Origin of the sequence: Pseudoalteromonas ruthenica, assembly GCF_008808095.1 — a bacterium.
Lineage (GTDB): Bacteria > Pseudomonadota > Gammaproteobacteria > Enterobacterales > Alteromonadaceae > Pseudoalteromonas > Pseudoalteromonas ruthenica.
In genome coordinates this window covers 2,497,501-2,510,328 of sequence record NZ_CP023396.1, presented here as the reverse complement: position 1 = coordinate 2,510,328, position 12,828 = coordinate 2,497,501, and the positions used below count along the sequence as shown (strand labels likewise).

14 protein-coding genes are annotated in these 12,828 nt (G+C 46.5%); 9 read left to right on the top strand and 5 right to left on the bottom strand.

Features of this window, described 5'->3' with window-relative positions; translation table 11 throughout:
- Positions 1-61: 61 nt before the first annotated feature.
- Positions 62-664: a hypothetical protein gene (locus tag PRUTH_RS11675; protein WP_151173331.1), complete on the top strand. Its 603-nt coding sequence runs from the start codon at positions 62-64 to the stop codon at positions 662-664.
- 10 nt (positions 665-674) lie between these two features.
- Here PRUTH_RS11675 and PRUTH_RS11670 read toward each other — a convergent pair whose 3' ends face one another.
- On the bottom strand, positions 675-1,022 hold the full coding sequence (locus tag PRUTH_RS11670) for a hypothetical protein (protein WP_052698221.1): 348 nt from the start codon (positions 1,020-1,022) through the stop codon (positions 675-677).
- Positions 1,023-1,091: 69 nt separating this feature from the next.
- Here PRUTH_RS11670 and PRUTH_RS11665 point away from each other — a divergent pair, with 69 nt between their 5' ends.
- From PRUTH_RS11665 to PRUTH_RS11655, 3 genes are read left to right on the top strand one after another with little or no spacing between them, the layout of a single operon-like run.
- Entirely contained in the window at positions 1,092-1,541 is a 450-nt protein-coding gene (locus PRUTH_RS11665; RefSeq protein WP_045979520.1) for a tellurite resistance TerB family protein, read from the top strand.
- Positions 1,542-1,562: 21 nt separating this feature from the next.
- A complete protein-coding gene (locus PRUTH_RS11660; RefSeq protein WP_235420161.1) occupies positions 1,563-2,126 on the top strand; it encodes a Crp/Fnr family transcriptional regulator in 564 nt (187 codons plus the stop codon).
- A gap of 55 nt (positions 2,127-2,181) precedes the next feature.
- A complete protein-coding gene (locus tag PRUTH_RS11655) occupies positions 2,182-2,688 on the top strand; it encodes a YgjV family protein (RefSeq protein WP_151173330.1) in 507 nt (168 codons plus the stop codon).
- Here the strand turns inward: PRUTH_RS11655 and PRUTH_RS11650 are convergent.
- Positions 2,672-3,241, bottom strand: a complete 570-nt coding sequence (locus PRUTH_RS11650; protein ID WP_022946126.1) for an NADPH-dependent FMN reductase — start codon at positions 3,239-3,241, stop codon at positions 2,672-2,674. The two genes, PRUTH_RS11655 and PRUTH_RS11650, sit on opposite strands and share 17 nt — an antisense overlap.
- 120 nt (positions 3,242-3,361) lie before the next feature.
- On the opposite strand from PRUTH_RS11650, the gene PRUTH_RS11645 reads away from it, so the two are divergent.
- On the top strand, positions 3,362-4,246 hold the full coding sequence (locus tag PRUTH_RS11645; protein WP_151173329.1) for a LysR family transcriptional regulator: 885 nt from the start codon (positions 3,362-3,364) through the stop codon (positions 4,244-4,246).
- Between the two features lie 42 nt (positions 4,247-4,288).
- Here PRUTH_RS11645 and PRUTH_RS11640 read toward each other — a convergent pair whose 3' ends face one another.
- On the bottom strand, positions 4,289-4,996 hold the full coding sequence (locus tag PRUTH_RS11640) for a hypothetical protein (protein WP_151173328.1): 708 nt from the start codon (positions 4,994-4,996) through the stop codon (positions 4,289-4,291).
- A 111-nt stretch (positions 4,997-5,107) separates the two neighbouring features.
- On the opposite strand from PRUTH_RS11640, the gene PRUTH_RS11635 reads away from it, so the two are divergent.
- The gene (locus tag PRUTH_RS11635; protein WP_022946129.1) at positions 5,108-5,491 is read left to right on the top strand and encodes a hypothetical protein; all 384 of its coding nucleotides are present in this window, start codon (positions 5,108-5,110) and stop codon (positions 5,489-5,491) included.
- Between the two features lie 53 nt (positions 5,492-5,544).
- Here PRUTH_RS11635 and PRUTH_RS11630 read toward each other — a convergent pair whose 3' ends face one another.
- On the bottom strand, positions 5,545-7,167 hold the full coding sequence (locus PRUTH_RS11630; RefSeq protein ID WP_151173327.1) for an endonuclease: 1,623 nt from the start codon (positions 7,165-7,167) through the stop codon (positions 5,545-5,547).
- Positions 7,168-7,462: 295 nt separating this feature from the next.
- On the opposite strand from PRUTH_RS11630, the gene PRUTH_RS11625 reads away from it, so the two are divergent.
- From PRUTH_RS11625 to PRUTH_RS11615, 3 genes are read left to right on the top strand one after another with little or no spacing between them, the layout of a single operon-like run.
- Positions 7,463-9,274 (top strand): assimilatory sulfite reductase (NADPH) flavoprotein subunit, encoded by a 1,812-nt coding sequence (locus PRUTH_RS11625; protein WP_151173326.1) that lies wholly within the window; start codon positions 7,463-7,465, stop codon positions 9,272-9,274.
- A 36-nt stretch (positions 9,275-9,310) separates the two neighbouring features.
- On the top strand, positions 9,311-11,029 hold the full coding sequence (gene cysI / locus PRUTH_RS11620) for an assimilatory sulfite reductase (NADPH) hemoprotein subunit (protein WP_022946132.1): 1,719 nt from the start codon (positions 9,311-9,313) through the stop codon (positions 11,027-11,029).
- Positions 11,030-11,054: 25 nt separating this feature from the next.
- A complete protein-coding gene (locus PRUTH_RS11615) occupies positions 11,055-11,795 on the top strand; it encodes a phosphoadenylyl-sulfate reductase (RefSeq protein WP_045979512.1) in 741 nt (246 codons plus the stop codon).
- A 25-nt stretch (positions 11,796-11,820) separates the two neighbouring features.
- Here the strand turns inward: PRUTH_RS11615 and PRUTH_RS11610 are convergent, their stop codons facing one another.
- Positions 11,821-12,279, bottom strand: coding sequence for an RNA recognition motif domain-containing protein (locus PRUTH_RS11610; protein ID WP_045979511.1), 459 nt, complete (start codon positions 12,277-12,279; stop codon positions 11,821-11,823).
- Positions 12,280-12,828 lie beyond the last annotated feature (549 nt).

Below are 12,828 nucleotides of genomic sequence, written 5' to 3'. Positions count from 1 at the left end.
AAAGTAGGAAAGCAACAGTGAAAGCGCTATATTGGCGCTTTTACTTTACTTGGAACTCAGCATGAAATTAGCGATTACGTGTGCGGCGTTATCTGTGATAGGCGCTGTTGCCACTGGTGCGCAAGCGCGCCCTGCGCCTTTGGTCTCAATCCCTTCCCACGATGCATTTTTTAATAATATCAAAGCGCATTGTGGTAAAGCGTATCAAGGAAAGGTGACGGTTGATAACGCTGGACCAAGTAGCTTCAGCGAAGCAAAGCTGGTTATGCACGTGCGCCGTTGTACAGAGCGCGAGTTACAAGTGCCGTTTCATGTCGGTGATGATGCCTCGCGCACCTGGATTATTACTAAAACGGGCAGTGGTTTAAGCTTAAAGCATGACCATCGCCATAAGGATGGCAGCGATGACGTCTCGACTATGTACGGCGGTCATACCGTGGATGCCGGTTATGCCACCATGCAGTCATTCCCGGCCGATCAGTACTCTAAAGAGTTATTTGTACAGCAAGGGATCCCGCAATCAGAGGGTAATACTTGGCAAATGTATATTTACCCAGAGCAATTTACTTATCGGCTAGTGCGCCAAGGACGAGAGTTTCGCGTTGATTTTGATTTGACCCAGCCCATTACCCCGCCAAAAGCCCCTTGGGGATATAAAGACTAATTGCGCAGGGCTACTCACAAATGAGCTCAGCAACCAAGTTGGGCTCATAACCTCGCGGGTGAGTAGGGAAGCGTTCATAGTCTTGCACACCTTGGGTAATGCGCAAAGAGAAGGTGGAATCGTTACACAACTGAGCACTGTGACGTAATAAAAACACACTCTGGTTGGTGAACTGTTGGTAGCCATCCTCAACCACTTCCAGACGATAGCGCTTTTTACTTAACCTAGTTTGGTAGTAATGCACTTTATTATCAAAGTCATAGAACTTTTCTTGCTCACCAATAGGCGCAGGAGTGTAGCTACATCCCCAGTTCATTGCGACCATGAAAAGCAGAAAAGCATAGCGATATGACGACATAAACAACCCTTGTTGTGTGTACTGGGAGTATCCTTTACAGTGAGTGTAACACCAAGCGGGAGGCGTGCCATGCTCAATAATTTAAAACGGTTCTTTAATTCTTTACAGTCACAGCCACAGCAAGATGACTCGCCTGATTTTAAAACCTCAGTCGCAGCGCTACTGGTTGAGGTTATGCGTGCCGATAGCGAACTACAAGAAGATGAGCGCAAAGCCATGGTCGTGCTGTTACAGAAATACTTTGATTTAGGTGAGGAAGAAGTAAACAACTTAATCACAGCGGCCAGTCAAGACCTTGATGAAGCCATTGATTACTTCCGTTTTTCTAAGCAGATAAATGACAATACCAATGCACAGGAGCGTATTGAGATTATCGAGTTGTTATGGCGATTGGCCTATGCAGATGGTCAATTAGATAAGCATGAAGAGCATGTTATTCGCCGTGTAGCTGATTTACTCTATGTAACTCACAATGATTTTATTCAAGCAAAGTTGGCAGCGACAAATGTGCAAAATTAATCAGTTGCAAAGGCTTGTGTCTTGGCTTATCAGCAATTAGGGCAGGCCAGTCAAGTTGTGAGTGAGCAACTGCAACAGTTACTCGCTCACAGTAATGCTATCAAAAGCTTAGAGATGAACACTCATGATGTATTGCTCGAACAGCAACAACAACAGAATTATGCATACTTTGTACAATCCGGGGTGTTAGTTGCCGCGTATCTCGATGAGCAAGGACAACAACATTATAAAGAGTTCTATTTTCAGGGTGAATTGGCCTTTATATACAGCGCCTGGATCACTCAACAGCCTGCAAACTACAGCTTAGAGGTACTCAAACCCAGCCGCTTGTTGCGTGTGCCCCTGGCAGAGCTGGCACAGCCTCGGTGGCACTCATTAACTATGGCTTTGCTACAGCAACAAGTATTATTTAAAGAGTCTAAAGAAGCCTTCCTGTTGCTGCAAAGTCCACAGCAGCGTTACCAGTTTTTATTAACCCACCGACCACACTGGTTGGCGCAATTATCGCTTACGCAAGTGGCCAAATATTTAGGGATTAGTGCCGTGAGTCTGTCGCGGATACGCGCTCGTTTAGGATTGAATTAACAAAGGTTAAGGCGGCCCCAGCCTATACTCGGCATACTCCGGCAGTGGAGGGAGTATGGATTGGTTTTGGTTATCTCAGTTGCTGGTTGCTATCGCTATTGTCTGCGATTTAGTATCGTTTCAATTACCACAAAGGCGCAGTGTCCTAATATGCCTGGTGCTATCTACGGCTCTGACCAGTGGCCATTATGTTTTATTAACTCAGTACAGCGGTGCCATCCTGATGCTGCTGGCGTCTTTGCGCTTTGCGCTCAGTATTCATTATCAACAGCGGCGGCTAATGGTGATATTTATAGCTCTGTCGATACTGACAACTTTATTTGTATGGCAGTCGCCTATTTCGCTGTGGGCTTTGGCGGGAAGTTGTATACAAACCTGCGCTGCATTTCAGCGCCGGCAATTGACGATGCGTTTACTGATGCTCTTGGGTAGTGGTTGTTGGCTAGCGTATGGCGTTGCTGCAGGCTCCCCCATGGCTGCGTTACTTGAGGGCTTGTTTGTAAGCAGCAACGTCACTGCGCTATATCGCTATCGCCGGCAGCTTTTTAGCTTTTCAACTTAGACGTTACGTCGATAAGTTGTGACGTAAGCCCGGCTATTTTCTCGCTGGTGGCGCTGTCGGTCAGCTCTCCTTGGTCGTTGACAAAGCCGTGGATACCAGCAATAGCGAGTTGGTCACCAAGCACTAATGCGCCAATGCCACTGAGGATGTCACGCACGTGATTTAAGCCGCGTAGGCCACCTAGCCCGCCAGGAGACGCTGCGAATAACGCTACCACCTTGTTACGAAATGCGGGCGTCGCACCGGCTTCAGTACGTGATGCCCAGTCTATGGCGTTTTTTAATACCGCTGTGATTGAGCCATTGTATTCCGGGCTGGCAAGTAAAATAGCATCCGCTGAACGCAATTTATCTTTTAGTTGTTGCGCACTGCTTGGTACACCTTGTGCTTCAATGTCTTCATCAAACATGGGCAAGTTTAACTCCGCCAAAGAAATTACTTCGACTTCGCCGCCCTGCTGTTGCGCCAATTGTGCGGCATGATTGATCACTGCCTGATTGAAACTATTTTTACGAAGGCTGCCTGCGAGGGCGATAATTTTTGCTGTTGCCATAGTGAATATCCTAATGCTGTCAGTTGGTCTGTGTTAGTACGTACTTTAGCCAAAATCAGACTTGCAAAAAAGCGCAAAAAACGCAAAGCTTGTGTGCGTATATACACAGAGAATGCAACTATGGCGATAGAATTTAACGACTGGCAGGATATCAAAGTAGCATTTGAAGTTGCCAGAAGAGGGACTCTTACCTCAGCGGCCGAAGCCTTAGGTGTGCACCATAGCACAGTGCTAAGACGCATTAATCATCTCGAGCAAAGTTTGAATGCGCGATTGTTTCACCGTCATGCTCGAGGTTACTCCATGACAGAAACCGGTGCCAAACTGTTTGCAAGTGCAGAGCAAATCAACGAGAAGTTAGAGTTATTACACAACGATATTATGGCTGCAGACACGACTTTGTCTGGCTCGTTACTGCTAACAACAGTAAGCGGCTTTATCGATGTGTTGGCGCCGGTATGTGAGCAGTTTCAAACACTGCACCCCCAGGTTCAATTAGAAGTGCTGTTGGATCAAAAGCGCTTGCGCCTCGATCATGGCCAAGCACACATTGCTGTGCGTGCTGGTCCGCGCCCAGATGAGGGCGATTATATTGCCCAACACCTCAGTACTATCGAGGCAGGGTTGTACGCTCATGAACGTTATTTGGCTCGCACCGGTGAACCACAGTCCATGGCCCAGTTGCAACAGCATCATTTCATATCTGGTGTGGCCGGGTTCAATAGTCGAGTCCCTTATTTTGCTTGGGTGGATGAGCATATACCGGGTGAGCAGATCACCTTGCGGGTGTCAGAAACGTCTGATGCCAATCGGGCGATTGCCAGCGGCCTAGGGATTGGCGGGATGCAAAAAGAAGTGGCAGCTTTATACTCACAGCTAAAGCCTGTGCTTGGCAGTGAGTTAAGCTGGCACAGTGATATTTGGTTGGTGACTCACCATCAAGTGCATCGCAGTGCTAAGGTCCAAGCCTTCGCGCAATTATTGAAGCAACACTTTCGTAAATAGCAATGGCGGTGTGCTCACCTTTGAGACATCGCTCTTTAGACATTAGCTGCGCTTTTTCCGCCGTCGCCAAGGTGGGTTTTGCAGCAACAACACACCTCCTGTGATAGCAAATAACACAGAGGCAGCTGCAAAGCTTATCAGCAGCGGGTTGTTGAAATCTTTGCGCTCTTGGTAATCCATAATGTGCAGCATCCAGAAGAAATCGAAAATGCGCCAAATAGTTGAGCGTACAGTAATAAACTGGCCACTGTACGCGTCTAAATATAGCGTTGTTGCACACCAGTCATCGAACTCGATACGCCACACATCTTGACGGTAACCGATCTCCTGTGGCCCAGTGATAAGGTGCTCTGCGAGGCTAACCTTACCTTCACCAAGATAATGGTTATAGGCAATACGCTCAGCCTGCTCTTGGTTAAGAGCCGCAGATAGCTGACCCGTTCGGGCGTGAAAAACATGCTCTTGCTTGCCCTCTGCCGCGATAATAATTGGTTGATTGAGGCGGTGAGTAAACTGTAGCCGCCTCAGTGAGGGCATCTGCATGCGAATGTTATCCAAGGAGGCGGTATAGTCGCTACTGGAAAAGGGGTTCTCTAGCGTGCGCTTTGCCAAATGCTTACCATGTACCTTGTCGAGTGGTAGTGCGCTCATCACAAGGCCACCCATGAGCCATGCAAATAATTGCAACACAAGTACGTATCCAGCCCATTTGTGTAATGTTCGGCTGTGCTTGAAAAGACGTTTATTCATATTGTTGTTGTCTTTGTGGCAGGTGTAACTCAGTTTACGCTCTTGTTATTGGCGGTCAATGTGACACAATGACGCAGTTAATAACTAGTGCGTGGATAATAGGAACGGTGCATGGCAGATATTCAATTTCTTAATGTGGATCTTGAGCTGGAGTCACAACATGATATTAGCGCGCTAGTCGCTGATTTAGACAAAAGCGCCATTGTTTTGCACTACGACAAAGACGAAACACGCCAGCTTGCGCGTATTGAGGCTAACGTCGATAGCCCGAGCCCAGATAAAGCCATCAATGAGTTGTGCGAGCTGATTGAGTCATGTTCTAAAGCCGGACTTAAACAATGGCTGAGCTGCTCACGTCGTACGTTTGATTTGGGCTTTAGTTCTGGTCACTCGCCTAAATGTTTTAATGAAGCCATTAGCGCCGACACTTTACTTCGTATTTCTGCTATTGGTGCAGGTATTGAGATTACGCTGTACGGCTTAGAACAAGATTAAAGTTATTTAAAGTGTAAAAAGGCGCCAATTGGCGCCTTTTTAGTTGTGAACGACTATTGCCAAATCAGGGCTGCAAACTCGGGATGATCGATATAAGGGTTCCGATTGCCTTGATGGTTGTAAGCGCCGTTATTGCGGTCTATTTCTGCTTGAGAGACTGGGTCTTGCTGATGCCACTGCAATAACATCGTCAGTGCCCATGAGCTGAATACTTGATTGCTGCTGCCATCAAGCACGGCACTGCCATAAGTCGAATTGTTCTTCCAACCGGCAATACGGTCTTGATAGCGTGTTGCCATGTAAAAGTGGGCACGTGCAAAGTCGCCCTTGAATTCATCAATTGGCTCAAACACCGTGCCACTGTAACCTAAGCCACTGCGCGCAACGCCTAATTTTGAACCATTGCTGGAAGTGTAGCTAGCACTGCCGACCTCGCCAAAAGGATAACTTCCACGTTTGGCATTTACATAGCCGTCAGATGCGAAAATATGGTGCACGTCTGAGTTCATAGGCTCAACCTTGCCACCGAACCAGCTCTTTGGAAAGCTATGCTCGCGGTTGTAGCAATCACCCTCTCGACTGTAGCTGCCACATTGGTCGTTGATGCTAATGAAGCTGTGTGAGTCAGTGCTTGAAGGACGCTCTGAGTAGCGATCGAGAATACTGTTGTCATTCTCATAATAGCTGTCTCGAGCGTACTGATCATAGAAACCCCAAATGGCACCATAACCCTGATTGGTATGGTTACTGATGAGGTTATGTAGTTCGGTTTTTAAGGCATATCCGCTTAACCCTGAAGCTGAGCTATAGTATCCGTCGACTGGAGGGGGCTCTACTGGGTCGCTGTCGCCAAGGGTAAAAGATGTGGCTTGCGAATAGGTGAATTGCCCGCCACTGGCTAGTACGGTGCTGCCATTGCTTAATTCGTAAGAGCCAGAGCCTTGTCCACAACACATCCCATCGCCATAGCTATCAAAAATGGTGAAGGTATAGTCACCATCGGCCAAGCACATGTCTTCATTGTATTCTTGGTTAGATTGGTAGCCACTGCCATTGGCAACGTTGCCCCCTTGTTGGCTCAGCTCCCAGCTTGTTTCACTACCATAGTTATCGGTGTGCAGAGTTAAGGTGACAGTGTGCTCACTGCAAGAGCCTGTTGGTGGTTCACTGTGGCCGTTGTTCGGAGTAAATTCGTCGATATAAACCACTTCACTGCCATCAAAGCCACTGACATCATAAAAGCGTAAGCCAACTTCTATCTGACCACTGCTAGTAGCAGTATAGGTATAGCTTAATTGTTGCCATTGATTTGTTTGTGCTGGATTAGAGTAGTTTTGATAGCCATCAACGTACAGCCGTGCACGCACGTTGCCTTCGGTATGTTTAACCCAAACGGTAAATTGATATTGCTGGCCGGCACTTACGTCAACGCTTTGTCGTAGATCCGTACTGCTTTGTGAGCCAGTGGTTACGCGCACCTTGGCACCATAGCTGCCAGCATATATATTGGCAGATTCTTGACTTACTTCAATACCAGTATCGATCGTGCTCCACCCGGAAGGAACATTCGCGTTCCAAGCCTCAAACCCACCATTATCCAATACCTGAGCTTGAGCAGCGAAACTAGCCGTTGACAGTAGCGTGAGCGCCACGATGTTGTGTGAAAAATTTCTCATTGTTATACCTGTTGATTCTTTTGGTTATAAATTGTGCCGAAGGAGTATTACCCCAAAGTGACACAGGGTAACTATAGTCGCTGATCCGTTAAATTGTTTTTGTTGGATAAATTCTAATTTCATAACCAAATGGAATAACAAAGCAGATTCTATTCTTTTTTCCAAGCGTCGCTCATAGGTATGCTTCACGCTAACAAAAACCCAAAAAAGTGACTTGGGTTGCCAACGTAGTACGAATTTAATCAGCCACCGCAAACTTAAATGGTGGCGTTTTTCATGGGTCAGAGGAATTAAAATGTTGTTAAACCAGCTGCATGCGGCTGCAAGCCCGCTTACACCTGAACAGGTGCAGAAGCTCCAAGGTTTGGTGGCTGAACTTAATCCAATTCAGCAGGCGTGGGTCAGTGGTTATCTCGCTGCCAATGCAAATACTGCAGCCTTGGCTGGTGGAGCTGTGAGTGCGCCCGCTGCCACTGAGGCTGCTGCTTTAACGATCCTTTACGGGTCACAAACGGGTAACGCGAAAGCTGTGGCCACACAACTTAAAGAGCAAGCCCAAAGCAGAGGGTTAGCCGCGAAACTAGTTAGTATGGCGGACTACAAGCCTACAGCATTAAAGAAAGAAAAATTTATTAGCATCGTGGTTTCTACTTATGGTGAAGGCGAGCCGCCAGAAGATGCTGAGGCCTTACATGAATTTTTAACCACCAAAAAAGCGCCAAAGCTTGATGACGTTAAAATTGCGGTGCTTGGGTTAGGCGACTCTAGCTATGAGTTCTTCTGTCAAACGGCGAAAGATTTTGAAGAGCGCTTAGTTAAGCTCGGGGCGCAAAGCATTTACCAACGCGCTGATCTAGATGTTGACTATGAAGATCAAAGCGAGACCTGGATTGCTGGAGCCCTAGATGCATTTGAGCCTGAGCTGAAAGCGCAACAAGGCGGCGAGGCAAATGTGGTGAGCATGCCATTTGGTGCTGCGAGCCCAGCGGTAAGTCAGTACAACAAGAAAAACCCCTTTGCAGCAGAGCTACTGACGGTGCAAAAAATTACCGGCCGTGATTCGAGCAAAGATGTGCGTCACATCGAGATCTCCTTAGAGGGGTCGGATATTACCTACACTCCAGGTGATTCATTAGGTGTGTACTTTTTAAATGAGCAAAGCAAGGTCGACAAGGTATTGTCACTCTTGCAGCTGGATGGTGCTACGCAAATAACGCTCGGTGATGAGAGTCTCAGCCTACGTGATGCGTTAATAGAGAAGTTAGAACTTACTCAGTCTTACCCAGGGTTTGTGGAAAAGTATGCCTTAGCTACTAACACACCAGAGCTATTAGCCCTTATCGAAGATAAAGCGGCGATGCGTGAATACATTGAAGCGCGACAAACGTTTGATGTGATTTTCCAGCATCCGGCACAAATTGGTGCTCAAGAGTTGGTTGATAGTTTGCGCAAGGTGCAGCCGCGTTTGTATTCCATTGCCTCGAGCCAAAGCGAGGTTGAGGACGAAGTACACCTTACCGTTGGTGTCGTTGAGTTTGACGCCTTTGGTGAGAACCACCTAGGCGGCTGTTCAGGTTACTTATGTCGTGTTGCAGAAGAAGGCAGTGAAGTTCGCGTATTCACTGAGCACAATGATAACTTCCGTTTGCCAAGTGATGATAACACGCCAGTCATTATGATTGGTCCAGGAACCGGCATTGCGCCATTTAGAGCGTTTTTACAAGAGCGTGAAGCCCGTGACGCACAGGGCAAAAACTGGCTCTTCTTTGGTAACCCACACTTTACGCAAGACTTTCTGTATCAAACCGAAATTCAGGGTTATTTAAAATCGGGTTTACTCACTAACATTGATGTTGCCTGGAGTCGCGATCAGGCTGAAAAAGTGTATGTCCAAGATCGTCTGCGTGAGCAAGGTGAACAACTCTTCGCATGGCTAGAGCAAGGAGCTCACCTGTATGTGTGTGGTGATGCGAACCGTATGGCCAAAGATGTTCATCAAGCTTTAATTGATGTTGTGAAAACTCATGGCAACAAAGACGACGAAAGTGCTGAGCAGTACATTAAAGATTTACGCAGCGCCAACCGTTACCAAAAAGATGTTTATTAAGCGCACTCCGTCAGCGCAAATAATGTAGGAATTGATATGAGCGACTACAAGCCAAATAGCAAGCATGACCCCGAGGCGAAGTTTGCTGACAACGAGCGTCTTAAAACGCAAAGTAACTTTTTGCGTGGCACCATTGAAACTGATCTTAAGGATCAGATCACCGGTGGTTTTAACGCTGATAACTTCCAGTTGATCCGTTTTCACGGCATGTATCAGCAGGATGATCGCGATATTCGCCCAGAGCGGGCAAAACAAAAGCTAGAACCATTGCACAATGTGATGCTACGGGCGCGGATGCCAGGCGGTATTATCAAGCCACAACAGTGGTTGGCCATCGACAAATTTGCGGATGAAAAAACCATGTACGGCAGTATCCGTTTGACGACGCGGCAGACCTTCCAGTTTCACGGCGTGCTCAAACCTAACATCAAAGATATGCACCAGATGCTCAATAGTGTCGGTATCGATTCTATCGCTACTGCGGGTGATGTGAACCGTAATGTGTTGTGTACCACAAACCCAGTAGAGTCTGAGCTACATCAAGAAGCTTATCAGTGGGCTGCGAAGATTTCTGAGCATTTGTTGCCGAAGACCCGAGCATACGCGGAAATTTGGCTTAATGGTGAAAAGTCAGAGAGTACAGATGAAGAGCCTATTTTGGGGTCTACTTATCTGCCGCGTAAGTTTAAGACGACGGTCACTATTCCACCGAATAATGAAGTGGATGTACATGCCAATGATTTGAACTTTGTAGCGATTGCTGAAAATGGCAAGCTTATTGGTTTCAACGTACTTGTGGGCGGTGGCTTAGCCATGACTCATGGTGACGTGAATACCTATCCGCGTAAAGCAGACGACTTTGGTTTTGTGCCTTTAGAACACACCTTAGCGATTGCAGAGCATGTGGTATCAGTACAACGTGACTGGGGTAACCGCGTAAACCGTAAAAACGCGAAAACGAAATACACCTTAGACACCTTTGGTAGCGATGCCTTTAAAGCGGAAGTTGAAAAGCGCGCTGGCGTCAAGTTTGAACCAAGTCGTGACTATGAGTTTACTCATCGTGGTGACCGTTTTGGTTGGGTTGAGGGCATCGATGGTAAACACCATCTTACTTTGTTTATTCAAAATGGCCGTATCCTAGATTTTCCTGGTAAGCCTTTAAAAACAGGATGCCGAAAAATTGCTGAAATCCACCAAGGTGATTTCCGCATGACTGCAAACCAGAACCTTATCATCGCCGGTGTACCTGCACAGCAAAAGGCCACAATAGAACAGTTGGCGCGCGAGCATGGCCTGATAGACGACGGCGATAGTGAGCAGCGCAAAGCGTCTATGGCCTGTGTGTCATTGCCCACATGTCCGTTGGCGATGGCAGAAGCTGAACGTTATTTACCGAGTTTAATCGAAAAAACGGAAGCCTTACTAGCCAAGCACAATGTTGCCGATGAGCACATTATTTTGCGCGTGGTTGGTTGCCCTAATGGTTGTGGTCGAGCCATGCTCGCCGAGGCTGGTTTAGTGGGTAAAGGGCCGGGTAAGTATAACTTCTATCTCGGGGGCAACCGAGAAGGAACACGTATTCCTAAGTTGTATCTCGAAAATGTCGGCGAAGAGACTTACTTAGAAGCCCTAGACGAGCTAATCGGTCGTTGGGCCAATGAACGCGAGCAAGACGAAGGGTTTGGGGATTTTGTTATTCGCCAAGGCATCGTTACTGAAGTCAAAGTATCAAAGACAGATTTCCACGCATAACTAAGTGCGGGAATGAGGACAAGTCATGAGTGATTTTAAGCACATTTTAACGCTTGAAAAAGAGCAGCAACAAAGCTTGCTAACCGATATCAACGGAATACTTGCGGACAAAACCCCAGAGCAACGTGTTGCATGGGCGCTGGATAACTTGCCAAGCACACCCATGCTGTCCTCCAGCTTTGGTATTCAAGCGGCGGTGATGCTGCATATGCTAACGGCGCAAAAGCACGACATTCCCGTAGTGCTGACTGATACAGGGTACTTATTTCCAGAAACCTACCAGTTTATAGAGCAGATGACTGAGCGCTTACAGCTTAATCTAAAAGTCTATAAAGCAGCTATCAGTCCCGCATGGCAAGAAGCTAAGTATGGGAAGTTGTGGGAGCAGGGAGAGGCTGGCATTAAGCTTTATAACCAGATCAACAAAGTTGAGCCCATGACCAGAGCATTGAACGAGCTGGAAGTAGGTACGTGGTTCAGTGGCTTACGTCGTCAGCAGTCGAGCACTCGCCAGGACAAAAATGTGGTTGAAATTAGTCGCGGTACGGTCAAGGTTTATCCTATATTGGAGTGGACGAACCGTGATGTATACCAGTATCTAACTAAACATGATCTGCCGTATCACCCTTTGTGGGAGCAAGGCTATGTTTCGATGGGGGATGTGCATACTACTCGTAAACTGGAGCCGGGCATGAGCGAAGAGGAAACGCGCTTCTTTGGCCTTAATCGAGAATGTGGTTTGCATATAGATGGTGATGGAATATAAAAAAGAGGGCTTAAGCCCTCTTTTTTTATGCGTTGCCTTCTTGCTTTTGCTTCGCTTCTCTAACTTTCAGAGTCCGTTCTTGGTACTCATTGTCATTCAGTTTATCAATTATCTTATCCGCATCTTTCAATGCGACTTCGACAAAACCAAAACCTCGGCGCTTGCCTGTATGTTTATCTTTGAGTAATCGCACACTGAAAACAGTGCCATGCTGTTCAAATAACTCCTTAACCATATGCTCGTTTGCACGGTAGGGTAAGTTACCAACATAGAGTGTTTTCGTATCGGTTACATCGGCATCTACCGCATCATGCTGCGGTGACTGGTTGAAAGCTAAGGGAGCGAAACCCGCCAATATAGCGCCTAGCGCAAATGTAACGGCTGGTGAAAGCTGCAACTGAGGAACTGCAAATTGCAGTATAAGAAAACCCAGAACAGCGATAGAAACTGAGATTATAATTGCTTTTAAATTAGGTGACGTCATTGTGATCTACCAAATATACATAGAATAAACATAAAATTAACAAAATGCAGTGTGTTATCTTAACGACATTACAACACATAGCAACAAGTAAAGCGGGAAACTTCGGGTTTTATTGCTCAAGCTCAGTATAGATGTATTAAAAATGAGCAAAAAACACATTTTTGTTGCTAAATTGAGCGATCAGAAAAGATCTTTAAAAAAAGTGTTGATCTCATTTTCGATCTCCCTATAATGCGCATCCACCGACACGGCGGACTGCTTACAAACAAGCACTTCAATGAGTCAGGTGAGTCAAATAAAACTTAGTTTAAAGCGAATTAAAAAAACTTAAAATTAAGTGTTGACACAAAATCAGGAAAGCGTAGAATGCGCAGCCCTGAACGGGAGCAAAGCTTCCGAGGCGAAAGCCTAAAACGTTCTTTAAAAATATGAAGCAATCATCTGTGTGGGCACTCGTACAGATTGAGTTCTAACAGCCGATTCTAGTTCGCTAGATGACGCAAACAAATTTAGAGTCTCAAATGAACTGAGTGACCATAAGTTATTAAA

Excerpts from the sequence above, each read along its gene's own strand:
- PRUTH_RS11675 (WP_151173331.1), top strand. The coding sequence starts at position 62 with ATGAAATTAGCGATTACGTGTGCGGCGTTATCTGTGATAGGCGCTGTT.
- PRUTH_RS11670 (WP_052698221.1), bottom strand. The coding sequence starts at position 1,022 with ATGTCGTCATATCGCTATGCTTTTCTGCTTTTCATGGTCGCAATGAAC.
- PRUTH_RS11665 (WP_045979520.1), top strand. The coding sequence starts at position 1,092 with ATGCTCAATAATTTAAAACGGTTCTTTAATTCTTTACAGTCACAGCCA.
- PRUTH_RS11655 (WP_151173330.1), top strand. The coding sequence starts at position 2,182 with ATGGATTGGTTTTGGTTATCTCAGTTGCTGGTTGCTATCGCTATTGTC.
- PRUTH_RS11650 (WP_022946126.1), bottom strand. The coding sequence starts at position 3,241 with ATGGCAACAGCAAAAATTATCGCCCTCGCAGGCAGCCTTCGTAAAAAT.
- PRUTH_RS11645 (WP_151173329.1), top strand. The coding sequence starts at position 3,362 with ATGGCGATAGAATTTAACGACTGGCAGGATATCAAAGTAGCATTTGAA.
- PRUTH_RS11640 (WP_151173328.1), bottom strand. The coding sequence starts at position 4,996 with ATGAATAAACGTCTTTTCAAGCACAGCCGAACATTACACAAATGGGCT.
- PRUTH_RS11635 (WP_022946129.1), top strand. The coding sequence starts at position 5,108 with ATGGCAGATATTCAATTTCTTAATGTGGATCTTGAGCTGGAGTCACAA.
- PRUTH_RS11630 (WP_151173327.1), bottom strand. The coding sequence starts at position 7,167 with ATGAGAAATTTTTCACACAACATCGTGGCGCTCACGCTACTGTCAACG.
- PRUTH_RS11625 (WP_151173326.1), top strand. The coding sequence starts at position 7,463 with ATGTTGTTAAACCAGCTGCATGCGGCTGCAAGCCCGCTTACACCTGAA.
- cysI (WP_022946132.1), top strand. The coding sequence starts at position 9,311 with ATGAGCGACTACAAGCCAAATAGCAAGCATGACCCCGAGGCGAAGTTT.
- PRUTH_RS11615 (WP_045979512.1), top strand. The coding sequence starts at position 11,055 with ATGAGTGATTTTAAGCACATTTTAACGCTTGAAAAAGAGCAGCAACAA.
- PRUTH_RS11610 (WP_045979511.1), bottom strand. The coding sequence starts at position 12,279 with ATGACGTCACCTAATTTAAAAGCAATTATAATCTCAGTTTCTATCGCT.